General features: G+C 59.9%; 20 protein-coding genes and 1 tRNA gene. 13 read left to right on the forward strand and 8 right to left on the reverse strand.

Annotated elements, in window-relative coordinates:
• Positions 1–42: 42 nt before the first annotated feature.
• Positions 43–119, reverse strand: a tRNA-Arg gene (locus QOM10_RS00880).
• A 442-nt stretch (positions 120–561) separates the two neighbouring features.
• Here QOM10_RS00880 and gabD point away from each other — a divergent pair.
• From gabD to QOM10_RS00895, 3 genes are all read left to right on the forward strand, one after another.
• Positions 562–2,004, forward strand: coding sequence for an NADP-dependent succinate-semialdehyde dehydrogenase (gene gabD / locus QOM10_RS00885; protein ID WP_007917688.1), 1,443 nt, complete (start codon positions 562–564; stop codon positions 2,002–2,004).
• Between the two features lie 185 nt (positions 2,005–2,189).
• A complete protein-coding gene (gabT, locus tag QOM10_RS00890) occupies positions 2,190–3,467 on the forward strand; it encodes a 4-aminobutyrate--2-oxoglutarate transaminase (protein ID WP_007917687.1) in 1,278 nt (425 codons plus the stop codon).
• 135 nt (positions 3,468–3,602) lie between these two features.
• A complete protein-coding gene (locus tag QOM10_RS00895; RefSeq protein ID WP_150775427.1) occupies positions 3,603–4,814 on the forward strand; it encodes a response regulator in 1,212 nt (403 codons plus the stop codon).
• A 136-nt stretch (positions 4,815–4,950) separates the two neighbouring features.
• Here QOM10_RS00895 and QOM10_RS00900 read toward each other — a convergent pair whose 3' ends face one another.
• A complete protein-coding gene (locus tag QOM10_RS00900; protein WP_150775428.1) occupies positions 4,951–5,940 on the reverse strand; it encodes a GGDEF domain-containing protein in 990 nt (329 codons plus the stop codon).
• 143 nt (positions 5,941–6,083) lie between these two features.
• Positions 6,084–7,268 carry a delta-9 fatty acid desaturase DesA gene (gene desA, locus QOM10_RS00905; protein ID WP_316917420.1) on the reverse strand — a complete coding sequence of 395 codons (1,185 nt, stop codon included), beginning with the start codon at positions 7,266–7,268 and terminating at the stop codon, positions 6,084–6,086.
• Positions 7,269–7,414: 146 nt separating this feature from the next.
• Here desA and dibA point away from each other — a divergent pair, with 146 nt between their 5' ends.
• The 6 genes from dibA to QOM10_RS00935 all read left to right on the forward strand — a co-directional run bounded on the left by dibA (position 7,415) and on the right by QOM10_RS00935 (position 13,775).
• Positions 7,415–9,346: a phosphodiesterase DibA gene (gene dibA / locus QOM10_RS00910; protein WP_316917421.1), complete on the forward strand. Its 1,932-nt coding sequence runs from the start codon at positions 7,415–7,417 to the stop codon at positions 9,344–9,346.
• Between the two features lie 226 nt (positions 9,347–9,572).
• On the forward strand, positions 9,573–9,755 hold the full coding sequence (gene oscA / locus QOM10_RS00915) for a sulfur starvation response protein OscA (protein ID WP_007917682.1): 183 nt from the start codon (positions 9,573–9,575) through the stop codon (positions 9,753–9,755).
• Between the two features lie 135 nt (positions 9,756–9,890).
• Positions 9,891–10,904, forward strand: coding sequence for a sulfate ABC transporter substrate-binding protein (locus QOM10_RS00920; RefSeq protein WP_038367242.1), 1,014 nt, complete (start codon positions 9,891–9,893; stop codon positions 10,902–10,904).
• Positions 10,905–11,077: 173 nt separating this feature from the next.
• On the forward strand, positions 11,078–11,896 hold the full coding sequence (cysT, locus tag QOM10_RS00925; RefSeq protein ID WP_316917422.1) for a sulfate ABC transporter permease subunit CysT: 819 nt from the start codon (positions 11,078–11,080) through the stop codon (positions 11,894–11,896).
• 13 nt (positions 11,897–11,909) lie between these two features.
• On the forward strand, positions 11,910–12,782 hold the full coding sequence (gene cysW / locus QOM10_RS00930) for a sulfate ABC transporter permease subunit CysW (protein ID WP_108224225.1): 873 nt from the start codon (positions 11,910–11,912) through the stop codon (positions 12,780–12,782).
• A 3-nt stretch (positions 12,783–12,785) separates the two neighbouring features.
• Complete coding sequence (locus tag QOM10_RS00935) at positions 12,786–13,775, forward strand: sulfate/molybdate ABC transporter ATP-binding protein (protein WP_095113898.1); 990 nt, start codon at positions 12,786–12,788, stop codon at positions 13,773–13,775.
• A 117-nt stretch (positions 13,776–13,892) separates the two neighbouring features.
• Here the strand turns inward: QOM10_RS00935 and QOM10_RS00940 are convergent, their stop codons facing one another.
• Positions 13,893–14,417: a DUF962 domain-containing protein gene (locus QOM10_RS00940; RefSeq protein ID WP_150750248.1), complete on the reverse strand. Its 525-nt coding sequence runs from the start codon at positions 14,415–14,417 to the stop codon at positions 13,893–13,895.
• Positions 14,418–14,501: 84 nt separating this feature from the next.
• Here QOM10_RS00940 and QOM10_RS00945 point away from each other — a divergent pair, with 84 nt between their 5' ends.
• Positions 14,502–15,179, forward strand: coding sequence for a Crp/Fnr family transcriptional regulator (locus QOM10_RS00945; RefSeq protein WP_316917423.1), 678 nt, complete (start codon positions 14,502–14,504; stop codon positions 15,177–15,179).
• A gap of 256 nt (positions 15,180–15,435) precedes the next feature.
• Here the strand turns inward: QOM10_RS00945 and uraH are convergent, their stop codons facing one another.
• Entirely contained in the window at positions 15,436–15,846 is a 411-nt protein-coding gene (gene uraH / locus QOM10_RS00950) for a hydroxyisourate hydrolase (RefSeq protein ID WP_316917424.1), read from the reverse strand.
• Positions 15,847–15,858: 12 nt separating this feature from the next.
• Complete coding sequence (locus QOM10_RS00955) at positions 15,859–16,344, reverse strand: heme-binding protein (protein WP_316917425.1); 486 nt, start codon at positions 16,342–16,344, stop codon at positions 15,859–15,861.
• 136 nt (positions 16,345–16,480) lie between these two features.
• Here QOM10_RS00955 and QOM10_RS00960 point away from each other — a divergent pair, with 136 nt between their 5' ends.
• Positions 16,481–17,161: a heavy metal response regulator transcription factor gene (locus QOM10_RS00960; RefSeq protein WP_316917426.1), complete on the forward strand. Its 681-nt coding sequence runs from the start codon at positions 16,481–16,483 to the stop codon at positions 17,159–17,161.
• The gene (locus tag QOM10_RS00965) at positions 17,151–18,536 is read left to right on the forward strand and encodes a heavy metal sensor histidine kinase (RefSeq protein ID WP_316917427.1); all 1,386 of its coding nucleotides are present in this window, start codon (positions 17,151–17,153) and stop codon (positions 18,534–18,536) included. Before QOM10_RS00960 ends, QOM10_RS00965 begins: the two co-directional genes overlap by 11 nt.
• Positions 18,537–18,644: 108 nt before the next feature.
• On the opposite strand, the gene QOM10_RS00970 is transcribed toward QOM10_RS00965, so the two are convergent.
• On the reverse strand, positions 18,645–19,649 hold the full coding sequence (locus QOM10_RS00970) for an AraC family transcriptional regulator (protein ID WP_316917428.1): 1,005 nt from the start codon (positions 19,647–19,649) through the stop codon (positions 18,645–18,647).
• A 100-nt stretch (positions 19,650–19,749) separates the two neighbouring features.
• Between QOM10_RS00970 and QOM10_RS00975 the strand changes: the two genes are divergently transcribed.
• Positions 19,750–20,820, forward strand: coding sequence for a fatty acid desaturase (locus tag QOM10_RS00975; protein WP_150750243.1), 1,071 nt, complete (start codon positions 19,750–19,752; stop codon positions 20,818–20,820).
• 215 nt (positions 20,821–21,035) lie between these two features.
• Here QOM10_RS00975 and QOM10_RS00980 read toward each other — a convergent pair whose 3' ends face one another.
• The gene (locus tag QOM10_RS00980; protein WP_316917429.1) at positions 21,036–22,646 is read right to left on the reverse strand and encodes an arylsulfatase; all 1,611 of its coding nucleotides are present in this window, start codon (positions 22,644–22,646) and stop codon (positions 21,036–21,038) included.

A 22,646-nucleotide genomic window follows, 5' to 3' on the forward strand; every position in this document is an offset into this window, starting at 1 on the left:
GCCCCGGACCATCACAGTCCGGGGCTTTCTCGTTTAAATCAATGGTGCACCAGGCGGGATTCGAACCCACGACCCCTGCCTTCGGAGGGCAGTACTCTATCCAGCTGAGCTACTGGTGCAGCGGGCGACATCATACCTAGGTCGGCTCGGGGCGTCCATGCTGGGTTTGAGCAGGTATTGTCAGTGCGCGTGTCGGCTGAAAGCGCTGCATTCCATAAAGCTGTAACGTCCTGCAAAACCCTCGCTTGGCGCTTTCTCGGGACTGTTCTATGGTTTTGTTGCGGCTGAGGCTTTTGGCTCGTTGATCTGAAAAATTCCACAAACACGGCGTTTTTGTTCTTTTTTTCGAACGACCTATTGTCCTTTAACCCCTTTGATCCTACGATCCGTTTGAGATTTCAAACGCTCGTTGACCGGGCGTTGAAGCGCCGGTGTTTCGAATCGTGCACTGTCGATGCGCCACACCCGGTCACTGATTTCCCTGACGGCAGCCTTGCGAGGCGCCTTTCTACAATCATAATTTGCTCCGCGCAGGCCGCGGTGCTGTTAAGGAAAGCCGACATGCAGCTTAAAGACACCCTGTTGTTCCGCCAGCAAGCCTTCATTGATGGCGCTTGGGTCGATGCGGACAACGGTCAGACGATCAAGGTCAACAACCCGGCCACCGGCGAAATCCTCGGTACTGTGCCAAAAATGGGCGCCGCCGAAACCCGCCGTGCCATTGAAGCCGCTGACAAAGCGCTGCCGGCCTGGCGTGCACTGACCGCCAAAGAACGTGCTGGCAAGCTGCGTCGCTGGTTCGAACTGATGATCGAGAACCAGGACGACCTCGCGCGCCTGATGACCCTCGAGCAGGGCAAGCCGCTGGCCGAAGCCAAGGGCGAAATCGTTTACGCCGCTTCGTTTATCGAGTGGTTCGCCGAAGAAGCCAAGCGCATCTACGGTGACGTGATTCCGGGTCACCAGCCAGACAAGCGCCTGATCGTGATCAAGCAGCCAATCGGTGTGACTGCTGCGATCACCCCGTGGAACTTCCCGGCGGCGATGATCACCCGTAAAGCCGGCCCGGCACTGGCCGCCGGTTGCACCATGGTGCTCAAGCCTGCTTCGCAAACTCCATTCTCTGCATTCGCACTGGCCGAACTGGCTCAGCGCGCGGGCATTCCTGCGGGCGTGTTCAGTGTCGTTTCCGGCAGCGCCGGCGACATCGGCAGCGAGCTGACCAGCAACCCGATCGTGCGCAAACTGTCCTTCACCGGTTCGACCGAAATCGGCCGTCAACTGATGTCGGAATGTGCCAAGGACATCAAGAAAGTCTCGCTGGAACTGGGCGGCAACGCGCCGTTCATCGTGTTCGACGACGCGGATCTGGATAAGGCCGTCGAAGGCGCGATCATTTCCAAGTACCGCAACAACGGCCAGACCTGCGTCTGCGCCAACCGTCTGTACATTCAGGATTCGGTCTACGACGCGTTCGCCGAGAAGCTGAAAGTGGCCGTGGCCAAACTGAAGATCGGCAACGGTCTGGAAGACGGCACCACCACTGGCCCGCTGATCGACGAAAAAGCCGTGGCCAAGGTGCAGGAGCACATCGCTGACGCCGTAGCCAAAGGCGCCACCGTGCTGGCTGGCGGCAAGGCGATGGAAGGCAACTTCTTCGAGCCGACCATCCTCACCAACGTGCCGAAAAATGCCGCCGTGGCCAAGGAAGAAACCTTCGGTCCACTGGCGCCGCTGTTCCGCTTCAAAGACGAGGCCGAAGTGATCGCGATGTCCAACGACACCGAGTTCGGTCTGGCTTCGTACTTCTACGCTCGTGACCTCGGTCGTGTGTTCCGTGTCGCTGAAGCGCTGGAATACGGCATGGTCGGCGTCAACACCGGGCTGATCTCCAACGAAGTCGCGCCATTCGGCGGCATCAAGGCTTCGGGCCTGGGCCGTGAAGGCTCCAAGTACGGCATCGAAGATTACCTGGAAATCAAATACCTCTGCCTGGGCATCTAAGCTCGGACAAGGATCGCTGCAAACGCAAAGGGCACGAGAGCGCTGTCCCTTTGCGTGGTTTCAAACCGGAATTTTCTCTGCGGCCGGGAACGCCGTGGCAGTCGATCATCGCATGCTGCCACCGTCGCTTCCTCCCGCTTAATCCTTGAACCACGCCGCCCGATGAGCGGCGAATGAGGACTGTAATGAGCAAGACTAACGCTGAACTGATGGCCCGTCGTACCGCAGCTGTTCCACGTGGTGTTGGCCAGATTCACCCGATCTTCGCTGAATCGGCCAAGAACGCTACCGTGACTGACGTTGAAGGTCGTGAGTTCATCGACTTCGCTGGCGGCATCGCTGTACTGAACACCGGCCACGTGCACCCGAAAATCATCGCCGCCGTGACCGAACAGCTGAACAAGCTGACCCACACTTGCTTCCAGGTGCTGGCTTACGAGCCTTACGTTGAGCTGTGCGAAAAAATCAACGCCAAGGTGCCAGGTGATTTCGCCAAGAAAACCCTGCTGGTCACCACCGGTTCCGAAGCCGTGGAAAACGCCGTGAAAATCGCCCGTGCCGCCACTGGCCGCGCTGGCGTGATCGCCTTCACCGGCGCTTACCACGGTCGCACCATGATGACCCTGGGCCTGACCGGTAAAGTCGTGCCGTACTCGGCCGGCATGGGCCTGATGCCAGGCGGCATCTTCCGCGCGCTGTACCCGAACGAACTGCACGGCGTGAGCATCGACGATTCGATCGCTTCCATCGAGCGCATCTTCAAGAACGACGCCGAGCCGAAAGACATCGCCGCGATCATCATTGAGCCGGTTCAGGGTGAAGGTGGTTTCTACGTTGCGCCGAAAGAATTCATGAAGCGTCTGCGCGCGCTGTGCGACCAGCACGGCATCCTGCTGATCGCTGACGAAGTACAAACCGGTGCTGGCCGTACCGGTACGTTCTTCGCCATGGAACAGATGGGCGTTGCTGCCGACCTGACCACTTTCGCCAAATCCATCGCTGGCGGCTTCCCGCTGGCCGGCGTGTGCGGCAAGGCCGAATACATGGACGCCATCGCGCCAGGCGGTCTGGGCGGTACCTATGCTGGTAGCCCGATCGCTTGCGCCGCTGCACTGGCAGTGATGGAAGTGTTCGAAGAAGAGCAACTGCTGGATCGCTGCAAGGCTGTCGGCGAGCGTCTGGTCACTGGCCTGAAAGCTATCCAGGCCAAGTACCCGGTGATCGGCGAAGTCCGTGCCCTGGGCGCGATGATCGCGGTCGAGCTGTTCGAAAACGGCGATAGCCACAAGCCGAACGCTGCTGCTGTAGCGTCCGTTGTGGCCAAGGCGCGCGACAAGGGTCTGATCCTGCTGTCCTGCGGCACTTACGGCAACGTTCTGCGCGTCCTGGTACCGCTGACCTCGCCGGACGAGCAACTGGACAAAGGTCTGGCGATCATCGAAGAGTGCTTCTCCGAGCTCTGATCTGCCTGTGATCTGATCGACAAAAAACCCGCTTCGGCGGGTTTTTTTACGCCCTTTGAAACACATCGAGCGCTTTAGCGCTGTATCGAATGGCCAGCATTGGCTAAGGTTCAGGCATTGCAAGGGAGAGCGCGCATGACTGCCGTTGATTTACCTGCCGTACCGCGAGTACTGATTGCTGAGGCCGATCCGTGGTCTCGCGACCTGCTCAAACAAGTGCTGCTGAACGTGCGTTGCGATGCGCGGCTGGACCTGTGTGCCGATGGCCAGCAAGCCATGTCGATGCTCAGCGAAATTCCTTATGACCTGGCCATCGTCGATTGGGAGCTACCCGGCGTCGATGGCTTGAGCGTGTTGCGCAGCGTGCGGCAGCGCAAACGCAATCCGCTGCTGCCGTTTATTCTGATGAGCAGCCGCAATGACAGTGCCAGCGTGCGCGAAGCGATTCCGTTGGCGCCGACGGCGTATCTGACCAAACCGTTGAACATGGAAAGCCTGACCGAACGATTGCAGGGCTTGCTGCTCAATGCCGGTGAGGAAGTGTTCTGTGAGGTGCCTGCGCTGGCGCCGGGCATGACCCTGTCGGTTTTCCTTGAGCGCCGCCGAGAACAGGCTGACGGCGCGCCGCTGATGACCGATGTGCAGGTGGCGGTCAAACGCAGTCTCAATCCCAACGGGCTGGATCTGAAGCTGCTGGAAGAAGAGATTCGCACCGATCCACAGATCACAGCAGTGCTGATCGCAGCCGCCAACAGCGCGGCGCAGCACCACGGCGCACCGGTGCAAACCTTGGCGCAGGCACTGCACCGGTTAGGCACCGGGCAGAGCATGAACCTGATTCTGGGGTTGGCACTCAAGCGCAGTGCGAAACTCAGTGATCCCTGTCTGGCCGATTACGCTGAGCGTTACTGGGGGCTGTCGCTGCACACCGCTGAATACGCGCGCACCCTGGCGCGCCTGCTCGATCTCGATCAGGAGCGCTGTTACTGCGCTGGCATGCTGCATCGCTTGGGTGATCTGGCGTTGCTGCGTTGTCTGCAGGAATGGCAGCAGGCGGGCGGTGAGCTGGATGAACTGGAGGAAGTCGGCGAGGCACTGGCCGAGTTCGGTGCCGCTTATGGTTCGGCCCTGCGCACCCGCTGGCGTTTGCCGCTGGAATTGCGTGAGCTGATTGCGTCGGTCTACCAACTCGGCGGAGGGGTGTATTCCCGCGAGGCGCTGGTCATGAACATGGCGGCGCAGATGGCGCATCTGACCGAGCATGAGGGCGTTGAGGAACTGGCGAAGAGCCGCACGGCGCGATTGCTCAAGATCGGCTTGCCGGAATTGATGCGGATGCGTAAATAATCCGACTTACGCAAACCCCTGTAGGAGTGAGCCTGCTCGCGATAGCGGAGTGTCAGACAACTACGGTTCGTTTGACACTCCGCTATCGCGAGCAGGCTCACTCCTACAATGGATCACTGTGTAGCTGAGATACGGTTCAGGCAGAGATAATCCGGTTCTTGCCCTGTCGCTTGGCCTCATACATGGCCGCATCCGCACGGGCGAACAGGCTGTCGAGGCTTTCGTCTTCCCCGGTAAGGCTGGTCAGCCCCTGGCTCACGGTGATGCCGAACGTCTGGCCGTCATGGCTGAAACTCAAACGCTGAATCTCCTGCTGCAACCGCTCAGCCACTTGCATGGCCATGTCCGGTGCGCACCCTGGAAACACCGCCGCAAATTCTTCCCCGCCAATTCGTCCGAACAGATCACCGCGACGTAACGAACCGCGCCCGCACTCGGCAATCCGCTGCAACACGTTGTCACCCTCCGGGTGGCCGTAGCTGTCGTTGATCATTTTGAAGTCATCGATATCCAGCAGCAAAAACGCCAGTGGTGAACCTTGCTGCCGCGCCTCTTCGAACTCGCGGTTGGCGCATTCGAAAAAATGCCGGCGGTTGCTGCTTTGCGTCAGCACGTCGGTGGTCGCCAAGCGATGCAGCTCGGTTTCCATCTGCTTCTTGTCAGTGATGTCCTCGGCGATGCCGACGATGATCACCGGTTGCCCCGGCTCGTCCTGACGGTTGATGAAGCACTTATCGCTGAGCCAGCGCACCTGACCGTCGGCGGCGATGATCCGGTATTCGCGATCCTCCACCGCACCTTTGTGCAGGACTTCGGCGAGGCTGCGTTCGGCGTAGTCGAGGTCATCGGGGTAGATGCTGTCGCGCCACTGGTTGTAGTCGGCGAGCAGGAGGCCGGCGGAGCGGCCGAAAATCCGTTCATAGGCGGGGCTGACATACAGCACCTGCCGGGTTTCCCAGTTGAAAGCCCAGAGCACGGCGTTGACGCTGACCAGCAGCGAGCTGAACAGCTGCTCGCGTTCGCTCAGGCGGGCGACCTCGCCTTGGGCGTGCATCAACGCCATCAGGGTTTGCGCGGCCTCGGGCCACTGCGGGAAGGATGAGTCTTTTTGGTTGTTATTGACCATCGGCACAGATCTCAAAGGACGTGCCGCAATTCGACAACGGCCACAGTACAGCCCGCCGGGATGGCGAAGTGTCTTTGAGATAGGCGATTTTTAGCGAAGTTCCGAAGGGTGCACCCGGGAGCCGGGTGCACCGATCAACGGTCTCAGACCGCCGCAGGACGCAGCGAGTAGGTTTTCAACTGGTCAGCGAATTCACGCAGGGACTGGATACCACTGGCTTCTGCCTCGTGAATCCACTCTTTGATGGCGGCGAGCATGTCGTGGCCATTTGCGCTGGTCTTGACCCAGATCTGCTGCAGGGCCAGGCGTTTTTCGTAAATTACCTTCAACGCTTGGCTGTGCTCGAGCATGGTCTGGATGCGCACGTGGTGACGATCTTCCAGCAGGCTGGTTTCCCGCGACAGCAGACGCTTGGCGCGGTGGAACTGGTGGCGCACCGAATGATCGACCTTGGCCAGCTCTTGCTTGACCAGCGGGCCGATCACCAGTTTGCGGTACTGGGCCATGATCTGGAAGCGGTTGTTGAGAATGGCCATGGCGGTGTCCATGTCCAGATTGCCCTTGCCTTCGACCCGGTGGGCGATCGGCGCGACACGCTGGACCTTGGCCAGACGCAGGAAGCAGAAGACTTTGATCCACGCCCAACCGAGGTCGAACTCCCACTTCTTCACCGACAGCTTGGCCGAGTTAGGGTAGGTGTGATGGTTGTTGTGCAGTTCTTCGCCGCCGATCAGGATGCCCCACGGCACCAGATTGGTCGCCGCGTCGCGGCATTCGAAGTTGCGGTAGCCGACGGCATGGCCGAGACCGTTGATTACGCCGGCAGCCCACACCGGGATCCACATCATCTGGATCGCCCAGATGGTGATGCCGATGGTGCCGAACAGCAGCAGGTCGATAACGCCCATGATCGCCACGCCCAGCAGCGGGTAGCGGCTGTAGACGTTGCGCTCGATCCAGTCTTCGGGGCAGTGCTTGCCGTAGATGCGCAGGGTTTCCGGGTTCTGCGCTTCGGCGCGATACAGCTCGGCGCCGGTACGCAGCACGGTGGAAAGGCCTTTGATGACCGGGCTGTGCGGGTCATCTTCGGTTTCGCATTTGGCGTGGTGTTTACGGTGGATGGCGGTCCACTCGCGGGTGTTCTGCGCCGTGGTCAGCCACAGCCAGAAACGGAAAAAGTGCTTCAGGCCGGCATTCAGCTCCAGCGAGCGATGGGCTGAGTAGCGGTGCAGATAGACCGTGACGCCGACAATCGTCACGTGGGTCATCAGCAGGGTGACTGCGACCAGAGACCAGGCCGACAAGCCAAGAAAACCTTCGTACCACATAGGCTATAGGGCCCTCGATAAAGATAAAAACAGCCGTTGCATTATCACCAAGCACACAGATAAAACCAGTCGCCCTTTCAGATAAGAGTCGCTGAATGTTTCTTGACCTATAATTCCAACCTTTTTGTAGGGACATGGACAGCCGAATGCCTGCCACTTACCGCGATGCTTTGCGTGCAGCGCTGCTTTATCTCGTGCTTGCCGCTGCCTGGCTGCAGGGCACTGATCATTTATTAAACAATTTCTTCGATGACTCCGTCGATCTTGCCCGATGGCAACTGATCAACGGTTACCTGTTTGCGGCAGTCAGCGCCGGACTGATTTTCCTGGCGCGAGCGCGTTTGTGGGAGTTCCTCGGGATTGGCGCGCGTTTGCGTGAGCGCCACGCTGATCGCGAACGCTTACGCCAAGCGGCGGCAGTGTTCGATTGCACCCGTGAAGGCGTATTGGTCACCAACCGTGATGGATTGATCGTGCACGTCAACCGCGCGTTCATCGAGATCACCGGCTACCAGCGCGAAGAAGTGCTCGGTCAGCAGCCGAGCCTGTTCAAGTCCGGCCACCATCCGCCGGGTTTTTATCAGGCAATGTTTGCCACCCTGGAATCTCAGGGCGAATGGAGCGGCGAGATCTGGAATCGGCGCAAAAGCGGCGAGATTTATCCACAGTGGCAAACCATTCGGGTCCTTCACGATGATCAGGGCCGGATCAGCCATTACGTTGCGGTGTTTTCCGACATCAGCGCGATCAAGGATTCGGAGCATGAACTCAAGCACCTCGCGCACCACGATCCGCTGACTGATCTGCCCAATCGTTTGCTGTTCAGCGACCGCGCCGAGCAGGCGCTGGCCTCGGCGCAAAACCACAAGCGCGGCTGCGCATTGCTGATGCTGGATCTCGACCATTTCAAAATGATCAACGACAGCCTCGGCCATAACATCGGCGATCGCTTGCTCAAGGCAGTAGCGGCGCGCCTGCAAGAACTGTTTGGTCCCGGCATTACTCTGGCGCGCCTGGGCGGCGACGAGTTCGCGGTGTTGGCAGAGAGTTGTCCACAGCCGGTGCAGGCAGCAGCGCTGGCGCAACGGATTCTCGATGCACTGAAGGAGCCGTTCAGCATTGATGGCAATCAGTTGTTCATCAACGCCAGCCTCGGCATCAGCCTGTTCCCCAGCGATGCGCTAAGCGCCGAGCAACTGTTGCGCAATGCCGACGCGGCGCTGTTCAAGGCCAAGAGCAGTGGGCGCAACGGGTATGCCTTGTACACCGAAGAACTCACCGCCCACGCCCAGCAACGGGTGGAAATCGCCTTTGAGCTACGCCGGGCGCTGGAGCAGCAGGAGCTTCGGGTTTACTACCAACCGGTGCATGACTTGAAAACCAGTCGCCTGATCGGCGTTGAAGCACTGGTGCGCTGGCAGCATCCGCAGCGCGGTCTGGTCTCGCCGGCGGAGTTCATCCCGATAGCCGAGCGCACCGGTCTGATTGCCGAAATCGATGCCTTGGTGATGCGGCAGGCATGTCGGCAGATGTGTGAGTGGCAGCAGGCCGGGGTCGTGCTGTCGTTTGTCGCGGTGAATGTTTCGTCACGATTGTTCGCCCGGCGTGAGTTGTATCAACAAGTCGCGCAGGTGCTGCATGACACCGGTCTGGATCCGGCGTATCTGGAACTGGAGGTGACGGAAAGCGCGGTGATGGATGATCCGGAGGTGGCGCTGGAGCAGATGCATCGTTTGCGTGAATTGGGCATTCGTCTGGCGATTGATGATTTCGGTACCGGTTATTCGTCCCTGTTGCGGCTCAAGCGCTTGCCGGTGCAGAAGCTGAAGATCGATCAGGGTTTTGTCGCAGGGTTGCCGTGGGATGAGGATGATGCGGCGATTGTCCGGGTGATTATCGCGCTGGCCCGGAGTATGGGCATGCAGGTGCATGCCGAGGGCATCGAGCAGGTTGAGCAGGCGGCGTTTTTGCTGGAGCAGGAATGTGATCTGGGGCAGGGGTATTGGTTTGGGCGGCCGGTTCCGGCACAGGAGATTGACTGGGCGAGAATTCCGGTGATTGGTTTAAAGATCAAATGATCGCAGCCTGCGGCAGCTCCTACACCGATCCCTGTAGGAGCTGCCGAAGGCTGCGATCTTTTGCTTCAACAGGCTGCAAACCCTTGCCCCGCCACATAATGTTTTTCAGTTATATAAACATTCTTAAATAGTCTTTTTAAGAATATCCGCGCCTCTCTTATATTGCTCCTACGCCGAACGCAGTGCCGCCCACTGCCAGGCAAATCCCATTCAAAGGAGCAGCACCATGAGCGCATCCCTTCGCAGCGTTGACGGTCAGGACGAAAGCACCATCTTGCGTGAAATCCAGAGCGCCCTGCGCGATCTGCGTTTTGGCGCGGTGGAAATCACTGTGCACAACGCGCAGGTCGTACAGATCGAACGCAAAGAGAAATTCCGTTTGCAGCAACCCGGTAAACAACCGGGCTAAAAGATCGCAGCCTGCGGCAGCTCCTACAGGGGGCTGTGCGTAGGAGCTGTCGAAGGCTGCGATCTTTGAACCGGCAACCCGATTTCCGAAATACATAAGAAAAAGCCACCACCAAGAATTTCAGGAGCTTTCACCATGTCGTCGATTCGCCGTTACGCTTTGGCCGCGCTGGCCAGTGCTGTGTTTGCCGGTTCCGCGGTTGCCAAGGATTACGAACTGCTCAATGTGTCGTATGACCCGACGCGCGAGCTGTATCAGGACTACAACGCTGAATTCATCAAGTTCTGGCAGAAAGATCACGCCGGCGACACCGTGAAAATCCAGCAATCCCATGGCGGTTCGGGCAAGCAGGGCCGTGCGGTGATCGACGGTCTGCGCGCTGACGTCGTGACGCTGGCCCTGGCCGGTGACATCGACGAAATCGCCAAACTCGGCAAGACCCTGCCCGCCGACTGGCAGAAGCGTCTGCCAGAAGCGAGCACGCCGTACACCTCGACCATCGTCTTCCTGGTGCGCAAGGGCAACCCGAAAGGCATCAAGGACTGGGGCGATCTGGTCAAGAACGACGTCTCGGTGATCACGCCGAACCCGAAAACCTCCGGCGGCGCACGCTGGAACTTCCTCGCCGCATGGGCCTACGGCCTGAAAGCCAACGGCGGTGACGAAGCCAAAGCCAAAGAATACGTACAGACCCTGTTCAAGCACGTGCCGATCCTCGACACCGGTGCACGCGGTTCGACCATTACCTTCGTCAACAACGGTCAGGGTGACGTGTTGCTGGCCTGGGAAAACGAAGCGTTCCTGGCGCTGAAAGAAGATGGCGGCGCTGACAAGTTCGACATCGTCGTGCCTTCGCTGTCGATCCTCGCCGAGCCGCCAGTAGCCGTGGTCGACAAGAACGCCGAGAAGAAGGGTAACGAGCAGATCGCCGAAGCCTACCTGAAGCACCTGTACAGCCCGGCCGGTCAGGAAATCGCCGCGAAGAACTTCTACCGTCCGCGTGACAAGGACGTGGCCGCGAAGTACGCCCAGCAGTTCCCGAAACTGGACCTGGTGACCATCGACAAGGACTTCGGCGGCTGGAAAACCGCGCAGCCGAAATTCTTCAATGACGGTGGTGTGTTCGACCAGATTTATCAGGCGCAGTAATCTGACTTCAGCCACACATCAAGCCTGAAGCCAGGCGCGGAAAATGTGGGAGCGAGCTTGCTCGCGAAAGCGGAGTGTCAGACGACGTAGAGTTGGCTGATACTCCCTCTTCGCGAGCAAGCTCGCTCCCACATTGGTGCGTTCAGCGGAATGCTTTTTAACCAAGGACTTTTATGTCGCGTCGTACCTCCCCCGTCATACCCGGCTTCGGGCTGACGCTGGGTTACACCTTGGTGTACCTCAGCCTGATTGTGCTTATCCCGCTGGCGGCGATGTTCGTCCACGCTGCGCAACTCACCTGGGATCAGTTCTGGACGATCATTTCCGCACCACGGGTGCTGGCCGCGTTGAAGCTGAGCTTCGGCACCGCGCTGTGTGCCGCGATCATCAACGGCATCATCGGCACGTTGCTGGCCTGGGTGCTGGTGCGCTACACGTTCCCGGGGCGCAAGGTGATCGACGCGATGATCGATCTGCCGTTCGCCCTGCCGACAGCGGTGGCCGGTATCGCGCTGACCGCGCTGTATGCGCCGGCCGGTCTGGTCGGGCAATTCGCCGCTGACCTCGGTTTCAAGATTGCCTATACCCCGCTGGGTATCACCCTCGCGTTGACCTTCGTCACCCTGCCGTTCGTGGTGCGCACGGTGCAACCGGTGTTGGCCGACATTCCCCGTGAAGTCGAAGAAGCCGCCGCGTGCCTCGGTGCGAAACCCTTGCAGGTGTTCCGCCACATCCTCGTCCCCGCGCTGCTGCCCGCTTGGCTCACCGGTTTTGCCCTGGCCTTTGCCCGTGGTGTCGGCGAGTACGGTTCGGTGATTTTCATCGCCGGCAACATGCCGATGAAAACCGAAATCCTGCCGCTGCTGATCATGGTCAAACTCGACCAATACGATTACACCGGCGCTACCGCCATCGGCGTGCTGATGCTGGTGGTTTCCTTCGTCCTGTTGCTGCTGATCAACTTGCTGCAGCGGCGCATCGAAACCCCATAAGGAGGCGCGAACCATGTCCCAATCGTCTATTGCGGCCGCCTCTTCGGCCAACGCCGCGCGCCGTGGCAGTGCCACTTCGCGCAGAGTGCTTATCGGCCTTGGCTGGCTGGTCTTTTTCCTGTTTCTGCTGCTGCCGTTGTTCATCGTCGTATCGCAGGGTTTGAAGAATGGCCTCGGTGCATTCTTCACCGCGATCTTTGAACCGGACGCACTGTCGGCACTGAAACTCACCGTGTTTGCCGTGCTGATTTCGGTGCCGCTGAACCTGGTGTTCGGCGTCAGCGCTGCCTGGTGCGTGAGCAAGTATTCGTTCCGCGGCAAGAGCATGCTGGTGACGCTGATCGACTTGCCGTTCTCGGTGTCGCCGGTGATCGCCGGTCTGGTCTACGTGCTGATGTTTGGCGCGCAAGGCCTGTTCGGGCCGTGGCTGCAGGATCACGACATCCAGATCGTCTTCGCCCTGCCGGGCATCGTGCTGGCGACGATCTTCGTCACCGTGCCGTTCGTGGCCCGTGAGCTGATCCCGTTGATGCAAGAACAAGGCACGCAGGAAGAAGAAGCCGCGCGACTGCTCGGCGCCAACGGCTGGCAGATGTTCTGGCACGTCACCGTGCCGAACATCAAGTGGGGTCTGATCTATGGCGTGGTGCTGTGTACCGCGCGGGCCATGGGTGAGTTCGGTGCGGTGTCGGTGGTTTCCGGGCACATTCGCGGGGTGACCAACACCTTGCCGCTGCACGTCGAGATCCTCTACAACGAATACAACCACGTGGCCGCGTTCGCCGTGGCGAGCCTGTTGCTGATCCTGGCGCTCTTCATCCTGCTGCTCAAGCAGTGGAGCGAAAACCGTATCAACCGCCTGCGCGCCAGCGCCGCGGAGGAATAATTCATGTCGATCGAAGTGCGTAACGTCAGCAAGAATTTCAATGCCTTCAAGGCGCTGGACAACATCAGCCTGGACATCCACAGCGGTGAGCTGGTCGCGCTGCTCGGCCCGTCGGGCTGCGGCAAAACCACGCTGCTGCGGATTATCGCCGGCCTGGAAACCCCGGATAACGGCAATATCGTCTTCCACGGTGAAGACGTCTCCGGCCACGATGTGCGTGATCGCAACGTCGGTTTCGTGTTTCAGCACTACGCGTTGTTCCGCCACATGACCGTATTCGACAACGTCGCGTTCGGCCTGCGCATGAAACCGAAAAACCAGCGCCCGAGTGAAAGCCAGATCGCGACCAAGGTGCATGAACTGCTGAACATGGTGCAGCTGGACTGGCTGTCGGATCGTTATCCGGAGCAGTTGTCCGGTGGTCAGCGTCAGCGTATCGCTTTGGCTCGTGCCTTGGCGGTGGAGCCGAAAGTGTTGCTGCTGGATGAGCCGTTCGGCGCCCTCGATGCCAAGGTGCGTAAGGAGCTGCGTCGCTGGCTCGCCCGCCTGCACGAAGATATCAACCTGACCTCGGTGTTCGTGACCCACGACCAGGAAGAGGCGATGGAGGTCGCTGACCGTATCGTGGTGATGAACAAGGGTGTGATCGAGCAGATCGGCTCACCGGGCGACGTCTACGAAAACCCGGCCAGCGATTTCGTTTATCACTTCCTCGGCGATTCGAACCGCTTGCTGTTGAGCGACGACAACCACGTGCTGTTCCGCCCGCACGAAGTGTCGTTGTCCAGGCATGAGCTGGAGGATCACCACGCCGCTGAGGTGCGTGATATTCGGCCACTGGGCGCGACCACGCGGGTGACGTTGAAGGTGGAAGGGCAGACGGATCTGATTGAGGCTGAAGTGGTGAAAGATCACGACAGCCTGATCGGCTTGGCCAAGGGTGAAACCCTGTTCTTCAAACCCAAGGTCTGGCAGAAAGTCGCCAGCCTTTAACTGATCGTTCCCACGCTCTGCGTGGGAATGCATCCCGTGACGCTCCGCGTCACAGTGGACGCGGAGCGTCCATGGCGGCGTTCCCACGCAGAGCGTGGGAACGAGCAGGGTTGAAGTCTAGATAGCCGCACGATTCGGATTGACCCGCACCACCCCCGCCCGCGCCTCGATCTGCTCTTTCAATTCATGCCGCATCCCGAGCATGAATGCCAACTCGGCCACGACAAACAACGGCCCGACAATCAGCCCCGACACGTCATCGACAAACGCCGGTTTGCGCCCTTCATAGTGATGCCCGACAAACTGGATCACCCAGCCAACGACAAACATCGCCAGCCCGCTGCTCAACCAGACCATGGTGCTCTGCTGCGCCAATACATGCCCGGCCCAGACTGACAGGCCCATCAGCACCGTCATCAACACCCCGAGCTTCACTTCCAGGCGCAAGTAAAACCACGCCGAAGCCAGCGCCACGATAACGGCCGGAGATATCCACAACCCGCCCAGCGACCATTCCGGGCGTGACAACAACACCGCCACGGCCACCACGATCAGCGGAATGCCGATAAAGTGGCTGGCGATGTTGCGCGGATCGCGGTGGTAGGCGGCGTATTGACTGAGATGGTCGACGAGGCTTTTCATTGTTGTTCCTCCGGTAGGGTTGATCGCATCATCCCTCGGGATCGGGGTTCGCTCTGTCAGGCAGGCGACAATCCAGGAGTGTTTATGCAAATTCGTTCGCGATTGATGACCGGCCAGTGGTTCAGTCATCTACCGGTGTCCTTTCAGGATAGTCTGCTCGCGGCGGCCCGGGAGCGGCGGCTGACGGCAGGGCAGCGCTTGTTTCAGCGTGGTGATGCGCCGTGCGGCTTGTACGCAGTACTCGACGGCGCGGTGCGCATCGGTGCGGTGAGTGAGCAGGGCAAAGAGGCGTTGTTGAGTCTGGTCGAGGCGCCGCACTGGTTCGGCGAAATCTGCCTGTTCGATGGCCAGCCGCGAACCCATGACGCTTATGCGGTCGGGCCGTGCACGCTGCTCAATATCCCGCAGGCACCGTTACTGAAGCTGCTTGATGAAAATCCAGTGTACTGGCGACATCTGGCGCTGCTGATGAGCCACAAACTACGCCTGACCTTCATCAACCTCGAACAACTGAGCCTGCTGCCAGCGCCGGCGCGTCTGGCTCATCGCTTGCTGATGATCGCCGAAGGCTACGGCGAACTCGACTCGCCGCGTCGTGTACTGCAACTGCCGCAGGAGCAGTTGGCGTCGATGCTGTCGCTGTCGCGGCAGACCACCAACCAGATCCTCAAGGATTTCCAGGGACAGGGGATTATCGGGCTTGGGTACGGCGAGATCGAAATCCTTGATGCCGCGCGATTGCGTGCCCTGGCCACGATCTGACAATGCACCCCGGCCCCTGTGGGAGCTGGCTTGCCAGCGATAGCGGTGCATCAGCCGAAATCGATGTTTGCTGCACGGACGCCATCGCTGGCAAGCCAGGCTCCCACAGGTTTTTTTGGTGTTCGTGATATCTGGAGCAAAGCACAGACCTGTAGGAGTGAGCCTGCTCGCGATAGCCATCTATCAGTTAGCCAATGGGTGACTGACATACCGCTATCGCGAGCAGGCTCACTCCTACAGGGGTTTTGCGTGGGATTCAGGAACCGCGATAGGTCGAGAAGCCGTACGGGCTGAGCAGCAGCGGGATGTGGTAATGCTGATCGGTCTGCTTCACTTCAAAAATCACCGGAATCTCCGGGAAGAACGTGTCGTGCTTGATCTTCTTGTAGTACTCGCCGGTCTTGAACACCACCCGATATTCACCCGCTTCAAAAGGCTGTTTGGCCGGGAACAGTTCGGCAATCCGCCCTTGTTCATTGGTCGTGCCCTGCGCCAACGGCTGCCAGTTCTGGCCAACGTGTTTTTCCAGGGTCGCGTCGATGCCCGGCGACGGCAGGCCATTTTCCAGATTGAGCACGTGCACGCTCAACGGATTACCGGCGGCGAGTGCAAGGCTTGAAAACGCGCTCAGGCCGAGCGCGGCGAGGGTCATGCGCATAGTCGTCATGGATGAGTCTCCTTATTGGGAACGGGTAGTGGCCAGACCGGTTTTTCCGGCAGCCTTGATCGCACAGTTTTCGTCTTGCTCACCGCCACCGGAACCGGCCACGCCCATGGCGCCCACCAGTTCAGAACCGAGGAACAGCGGAATACCGCCGCCAAGCAGCAGCAATTCATCGAGGGTGTTGAGATTGGCGGTTTCCGGGTTGCTGCGAGCGCGTTCGGCGAACAGCCGGGTGGCGGTTTTGGTCGACAGTGCGGTGTAGGCTTTGCGCTGGCTGGCAGCAGTGTTGTGCGGACCGACACCGTCGCCTCGCAGGGTCACCAACAGATTGCCGCCCCGATCGAGCACCGACACCGTGCCGGTGCAGTTGGCCATTGCCGTGTCGGCGAGAAGGCGTGCAGTTTTCAGGTCGAGGTCGGCGTGACGCGGCAGCTCAGGGCTGGCGACAGCGGCGCCACTGAGGCCGATCATCAGGCTTGTAACGAGGAATTTAACGGTCATGGACAGCCTCCAAAAGCGAAGGTCGCCACCTTAATCGCCGGTCTTCGTCAGAACCTCGTCAGTCTGATTACAAGTTTGTAATGGGCAACGCCGCCGAAGGCGCCTAGCCTGTGTGCCTGATCAATCGAGGTGTGCCATGCGTTTGCTGGTCGTAGAAGATGAAGCCAAAACCGCGAATTTCCTCGCCAAAGGCCTGGGCGAGTCCGGTTTTGCCGTGGACGTGGCGCTCAATGGCCTCGATGGGCGCTACTATATCGAGCAGCAGGCATACGACCTGATCATCCTCGACGTGATGCTCCCAGGCCTCAACGGTTGGCAATTGTTGCAACTGATCCGTCAGCGCGGCGCCACGCCGGTATTGTTCCTGACCGCCAAGGACGCCATCGAAGACCGCGTGCGCGGGCTCGAACTGGGCGCCGACGATTACTTGCTGAAACCCTTCGCCTTCGCCGAACTGCTCGCGCGGGTACGCACGTTGCTGCGGCGCGGGCCAATGCGCGAAGCGGAGTCGTACACCATTGCCGATCTGGAAATCGATGTGCTGCGCCGCCGCGTCAGTCGCGGTGGCCAGCGCATTGCCCTGACCAACAAGGAGTTCGCCCTGCTGCAACTGCTCGCCAGTCGCCAGGGCGAAGTGCTGTCGCGCACACTGATCGCCTCGCAGGTGTGGAACCTGAATTTCGACAGCGACACCAACATGGTCGAGGTTGCAGTGCGTCGTTTGCGCTCCAAAGTCGATGATCCCTACATGCCGAAACTGATCCACACCGTGCGCGGTGTCGGTTATCAACTGGAAGCCCCTGACGATGCGCTCTAGGTCGATCGCCTGGCGCCTGGCGCTGGCGTTCGCATTGGTCTGCGCCTTGGTGTTGAGTGCTATCGGCGTATTTCTCTACCGCTCGCTGGCCTCGGAAATCGCCTACCGCGACGACCTCGCATTGCTTGGACGACTGGAGCAAGTGCGCGCCTTGCTCGCCGACAGCGACAGCCTCGATGCCTTGCAGGCACGGCCGCGGCTGTATCAGAACATGCTCGGCAATCTCGACAGCCTGCTATTGGTGCGCCGCGCCGATGGCTCCAGTGTGATCGCCATCAACCCGCGTCAGCGCGATCTGCCAACCCTCAACGCGATCCCCCGCGAGCAAACGCCGCAGCGCCGCGACGTGCTGACGTGGCAAGCGTCGGACGGTGCTGCGCTAGCGCTGTTGTCCGGCGAAGCGCAAGGTCCGAACGGTGAGCCGCTGACCGTCATCGCCGGCAAGGTACTGAGTGAACGCGAACAGATGCTCGCCAGTTACCGGTTACGCCTTTATCTGGCAGTTGGCCTCGGTGCATTGCTCGCCTTTGCCTTGGGCTTGCTATTGCTGCGCCGAGGCCTGCAACCGTTGCGTCAGTTGAGCGAAGCGGTGCGCGGCATCGATCTGCGCAGCCTCGATCAACGGTTGCCCGCCCATGGCACGCCCGCTGAACTGCTTGAACCGGTACAGGCGCTCAACGGCATGCTCGCGCGGCTCGACGACAGCGTGCAGCGTCTCTCGCAGTTTTCCGCTGACCTCGCCCACGAGATCCGTACGCCGCTGCACACCTTGTTGGCAAGCAACGGGCAGGCACTGAATCATCCGCGCAGCACCGAGGAGTATCAGGAAGTGCTGGCCTCGAACATGGAAGAGTTCGAACGGCTCAAGCGCATGGCGGAGAACTTGATGTTTCTTGCCCGCGCGGAGCAGGCCGAGAGGGCGCTTAATCTGCAAACGCTGGATTTGCACAGCATTGGCGGTGAACTGTGTGATTACTTTGAAGCCTTGGCCGATGACCGCGAGTTGCGTCTGGACAATCGACTGCATGGCGAACTGCTTGCCGATCAGCAACTGTTGCAACGTGCGCTGGGCAACTTGCTGGCGAATGCCGTGCGCCACGCTGACTCCGGAACCGTGATCAGCCTGCGTCGCCGCGATGAGGCGGGTTGGTGCTGGTTGCAGGTGCACAACCTCGGGCCGACAATTGCGTCGGAGCATCTGGGCAAGCTGTTCGACCGGTTCTACCGCGTTGATCCTTCGCGCGCGGAGCCGGGGGATTCGGGTGGGTTGGGATTGGCGATCGTGCAATCGATCATGCTGTTGCATGGAGGGCAGGTGTGGGTGAACAGTGATGCGGCGGGTACGGTTTTTGAGCTGGGTTTTGTGGTGAATTGAAGGACGTCTTCGCGAGCAGGCTCGCTCCCACATTTGGAATGCGTTTCACATGTGGGAGCGAGCCTGCTCGCGAAGGCGTGGGAGCTGACGACCCAACCCTGGAATCAGTCAGCGCAACCCATCGCGAAACTGCCCCGGCGTCAGCCCCGTCCAGCGCTTGAACGCGCGGCTGAAGCTGCTGGTGTCGGCAAACCCGAGCAAATAACTCACTTCACTCAACGAGCACTGCGGATCGCGCAGGTGCAGCAACGCCAGATTCTCCCGGCTCTCGTTAAGCAACGTATCAAAGCGACAACCCTCATCCGCCAGATGCCTTTGCAGGCTGCGCAAACTCAGGTGCAACGCCTGGGCTATCCGCTCTGCGCTTGGCTCGCCTTCCGGCAATTGTTCTTCAATGGCATCGCGCACCTTGCGCTCCCAGGTCAGCGGTTTGAGCTGGGCCATGGTGCGTTTGAGCACGGCTTCATTGTGTTCAGCGAGTTCCGGGTTGGCGTCGTCGAGGTGGCTGTCGAAGTCGGCGAGGGCGAACTCCAGGCGATCCTCGGCACAGCCGAAATGCACTGGGGCGCGGAAGACCTTGTGCCATTGGTGCGCATCGCTCGGTTCCGGGCGGCGTAGATAAACCGCCAGCGGCGCGTAATCGCGACCAAGACGATTGCGGCAGGTGCGCACGTAGATCGCGGTAAACGCATCGATGGCTTCGAAGGCCGGCGCCGGATTGCCTGACGGAATTTTCAGACGGAATTGATAGCGGTCGTCGCTGCGGCTCAGCTCCAGTTCCAGCGCGTCGCTGACCACCGGGTGATAGCGCACGATGCGCTCGAACACCTCGCGCAAACTGCCGCTGGCGACCAGCGCATAACCGAGGGCATGGAACGTGGTCGGGCTGACAAAACGTGACACACGCAAGCCAATCGCCGGATCGCCGCTTACCTGCACGGCAATTTCCCACAGGCGCGTGGTGCCGGACAGCGCATAACGCGCGTTGGGGTCGTCCATCAAATTCGGGTCGAGCCCGGCCTGCTGGCACAGGGCAATGCTGTCCAGCCCCAGCGCATCGAGTTGCTTGCGCAAGGCACGGGTCCAGCTGGCGAGGGAGGTCGGTTCCTTCATGCTGATTGGCGCTTCCGGTCAACAGGTTGGCGTTCTCGGCTACCGCAATTGAAGCCTTGGCGAGGCACGATGCGAACATCATAAACCCGAGGATGGAAGCATGGACGGTACTTCTGCAAGTCCCCAGCGACACAATGCGGCCCAGCGATCAGCGCATATTCGCCAAGTGGTGCTGGCCAAAGGCGTCGAATTGCGCGAGCGCTACCCGATTCTCAAGCATCAGGATGCGCTGGGTGCGGGGATTCTGGCCTTTGCCCTGATCGGGATGATTGGTTCGGCGGCGCTGTACATCAGCGGCCACATGGCGTGGTGGGCGTGCCTGTTGCTCAATGCGTTTTTCGCGTCGCTGACCCATGAGCTTGAGCATGACCTGATCCACAGCATGTATTTCCGCAAGCAGCGTGTGCCGCACAACCTGATGATGGGCCTGGTCTGGCTGGCGCGGCCGAGCACGATCAACCCGTGGATTCGTCGGCATCTGCACCTCAATCATCACAAGGTTTCTGGCACAGAAACCGACATGGAAGAACGTGCGATCACCAACGGCGAGCCGTGGGGCTTCGCGCGCTTGCTGATGGTTGGCGACAACGTCATGTCAGCTTTCATCCGCATGCTGCGGGCCAAGACCTGGGCGCACAAGTTCAGCATCATCAAGCGCACGTTGAAGGTGTATGCGCCGCTGGCGCTGGTGCATTGGGGCGCGTGGTATGTGTTTCTCGGTTTTCACGCGGCCAATGGCATCGCCTATCTGCTGGGCTCGCCGATCGAATGGTCAGCGACGACGTTGTCGGTGATGCAGGTGATCGATATCGCCGCCGTGGTGATCATCGGCCCGAACGTGTTGCGCACCTTTTGCCTGCACTTCATCAGCTCGAACATGCATTACTACGGCGATGTCGAGCCGGGCAATGTGTTGCAGCAGTGTCAGGTGCTCAACCCTTGGTGGCTGTGGCCGTTGCAGGCGTTCTGCTTCAATTTTGGCAGCAGTCACGGGATCCATCATTTTGTCGTGAAGGAGCCGTTTTACATTCGCCAGATGACCGTGCCGGTGGCGCATAAGGTGATGCGTGAGATGGGGGTTCGGTTTAATGATTTTGGGACGTTCGGGCGGGCGAACCGGTTTGTTCGTCGGGATGAAGTTGCGGTGTCTGGGGAGGCGGTGGAGGCCTGACAGAAGGCGCCCTCACCCTAGCCCTCTCCCGGAGGGAGAGGGGAACGATTGGGGGATATTGGGGAAGTACGCCGACCTGAATGTTCCTCAGTGAATCCATAATCGACCCGATTTTTCAGGTCGATGTATAGCGAAAGACACCTCGGTCGGCCCCCTCTCCCTCTGGGAGAGGGATGGGCGGGCGGCGTTCCGATGAGGGGCTTTTGATCTTCGCCTCAATCCGGCTGAAACGGCGACTCACTGAGAATAACCCCGGTTTCCTCGACATACTGCTGCCAATGCCCAATCAACGCGCTGAGCTTCTCCGGCTGACTAACCGCCAGATCATGAATCTCTCCCGGATCGCTGGCCAAATCATAAAGCTGCCAAGTCGCCGGCCCGACCGGTCCCGGGATCCACACCGCTTTCCAAGACCCCTGCCGAATCGCCCGGCGCCCGAACAATTCCCAACCCGTCACCGTGTGCTCGTCATGCACCTGCGCAGTCTCACCCGACAAGAATCCCAACCAGGATTTGCCACGCAACGGCGCCACCGGTTTGCCGTGCCAGAGCTTGCCTGGATGGCGCACGCCGGCCAGATCGAGAATGGTCGGCGTGATGTCCATCACCGTGCCGAAGCCATGGCTGATCTGCCCTTTGATCGCCAATTGCGGATAGTGCAACAGCGCCGGCACGCGAATCCCGCCTTCAGTGGTAAATGCCTTGAACAACCGTGACGGCGCGGTCGCTACTTGTGCCCAGTTCGGCCCGTACCAGACATAGGAATTAGCCCGACCAATGTTGTCGAGGCTGTTGTCGTAATGCTGGCTGAGATACGTCACCAGTTCCGGTCCGAACTTGGGGAACGCTTCCAGCAGCGCACCTTCGGCACCGTTGTCGGACATGAACAGGATGAACGTGTTGTCGAGCTGCCCCTGCTGGCGCAGATAATCGACAACCCGGCCAATGTTCCAGTCCATGCGCTCGACCATCGCCGCGTAGACCTCCATGGCCCGAGCGGAAATCTGTTTTTGTTCCTCGCTCAACGCATCCCACTGCTGGGTCAACTGAATTAGCGGATGCGGCTCGACGTCCGGTTCGATCAGGCCGAGGGCTTTGAGTTTTTCCAGACGCTCCAGGCGCAGTACTTCGGGGCCGGCGTCATAGCGGCCACGGTATCTCTCGACGATCTCGGCCGGTGCCTGCAACGGCCAGTGCGGCGCGGAGAACGGCAAATAGGCGAAGAACGGCCGGGTCTGGTCACGTTCCTTGAGGTACTGCAGCAACTTGTCGCCGAAGGCATCGGAGGAATAAAAGTCCTTCGGTAATTCATGCAGGAAAGTATCGTCCTCAATGTACAGCGCCGGAGTGGATTTCAGCAGACCGGGCGTTTGCTCATCGTAGGTCGGCTCGAAACCGTAGTGGTTGGCCGCGCCCGGCAGCAGCGAAAACGAACGTTCGAAACCCCGCGCATGGGGCGCCAGTTCAGCCTTCAAACCGAGGTGCCATTTGCCGCTCATCAATGTTTGATAACCGGCGTCGCGCAGCAACTCCGGCAGCGCCACCACGCGATCGTTGAGATAGCCCTCATAACCCGGTTTGCCGATCAGTTCCGGGGTCAGCGTCTCGGCCATGGTGCCGATGCCGGCGATGTGGTGGTCGGTGCCGGTCAGCAGCATCGAGCGGGTCGGCGAGCAGGTCGGTGCGGTATGAAAATCGGTGAGGCGCAGGCCATTGTTGGCCAGGGCATCAAGGTGCGGCGTGGCGATTTCGCCGCCGAACGCGCCGATATCGGAGAAGCCTAAATCGTCGGCCAGAATCACCAGAAAATTGGGACGTTGCGGCAT

This window comes from Pseudomonas sp. P108, assembly GCF_032613195.1.
Lineage (GTDB): Bacteria > Pseudomonadota > Gammaproteobacteria > Pseudomonadales > Pseudomonadaceae > Aquipseudomonas.

Excerpts from the sequence above, each read along its gene's own strand:
- gabD (WP_007917688.1), top strand. The coding sequence starts at position 562 with ATGCAGCTTAAAGACACCCTGTTGTTCCGCCAGCAAGCCTTCATTGAT.
- gabT (WP_007917687.1), top strand. The coding sequence starts at position 2,190 with ATGAGCAAGACTAACGCTGAACTGATGGCCCGTCGTACCGCAGCTGTT.
- QOM10_RS00895 (WP_150775427.1), top strand. The coding sequence starts at position 3,603 with ATGACTGCCGTTGATTTACCTGCCGTACCGCGAGTACTGATTGCTGAG.
- QOM10_RS00900 (WP_150775428.1), bottom strand. The coding sequence starts at position 5,940 with ATGGTCAATAACAACCAAAAAGACTCATCCTTCCCGCAGTGGCCCGAG.
- desA (WP_316917420.1), bottom strand. The coding sequence starts at position 7,268 with ATGTGGTACGAAGGTTTTCTTGGCTTGTCGGCCTGGTCTCTGGTCGCA.
- dibA (WP_316917421.1), top strand. The coding sequence starts at position 7,415 with ATGCCTGCCACTTACCGCGATGCTTTGCGTGCAGCGCTGCTTTATCTC.
- oscA (WP_007917682.1), top strand. The coding sequence starts at position 9,573 with ATGAGCGCATCCCTTCGCAGCGTTGACGGTCAGGACGAAAGCACCATC.
- QOM10_RS00920 (WP_038367242.1), top strand. The coding sequence starts at position 9,891 with ATGTCGTCGATTCGCCGTTACGCTTTGGCCGCGCTGGCCAGTGCTGTG.
- cysT (WP_316917422.1), top strand. The coding sequence starts at position 11,078 with ATGTCGCGTCGTACCTCCCCCGTCATACCCGGCTTCGGGCTGACGCTG.
- cysW (WP_108224225.1), top strand. The coding sequence starts at position 11,910 with ATGTCCCAATCGTCTATTGCGGCCGCCTCTTCGGCCAACGCCGCGCGC.
- QOM10_RS00935 (WP_095113898.1), top strand. The coding sequence starts at position 12,786 with ATGTCGATCGAAGTGCGTAACGTCAGCAAGAATTTCAATGCCTTCAAG.
- QOM10_RS00940 (WP_150750248.1), bottom strand. The coding sequence starts at position 14,417 with ATGAAAAGCCTCGTCGACCATCTCAGTCAATACGCCGCCTACCACCGC.
- QOM10_RS00945 (WP_316917423.1), top strand. The coding sequence starts at position 14,502 with ATGCAAATTCGTTCGCGATTGATGACCGGCCAGTGGTTCAGTCATCTA.
- uraH (WP_316917424.1), bottom strand. The coding sequence starts at position 15,846 with ATGACGACTATGCGCATGACCCTCGCCGCGCTCGGCCTGAGCGCGTTT.
- QOM10_RS00955 (WP_316917425.1), bottom strand. The coding sequence starts at position 16,344 with ATGACCGTTAAATTCCTCGTTACAAGCCTGATGATCGGCCTCAGTGGC.
- QOM10_RS00960 (WP_316917426.1), top strand. The coding sequence starts at position 16,481 with ATGCGTTTGCTGGTCGTAGAAGATGAAGCCAAAACCGCGAATTTCCTC.
- QOM10_RS00965 (WP_316917427.1), top strand. The coding sequence starts at position 17,151 with ATGCGCTCTAGGTCGATCGCCTGGCGCCTGGCGCTGGCGTTCGCATTG.
- QOM10_RS00970 (WP_316917428.1), bottom strand. The coding sequence starts at position 19,649 with ATGAAGGAACCGACCTCCCTCGCCAGCTGGACCCGTGCCTTGCGCAAG.
- QOM10_RS00975 (WP_150750243.1), top strand. The coding sequence starts at position 19,750 with ATGGACGGTACTTCTGCAAGTCCCCAGCGACACAATGCGGCCCAGCGA.
- QOM10_RS00980 (WP_316917429.1), bottom strand. The coding sequence starts at position 22,646 with ATGCCGCAACGTCCCAATTTTCTGGTGATTCTGGCCGACGATTTAGGC.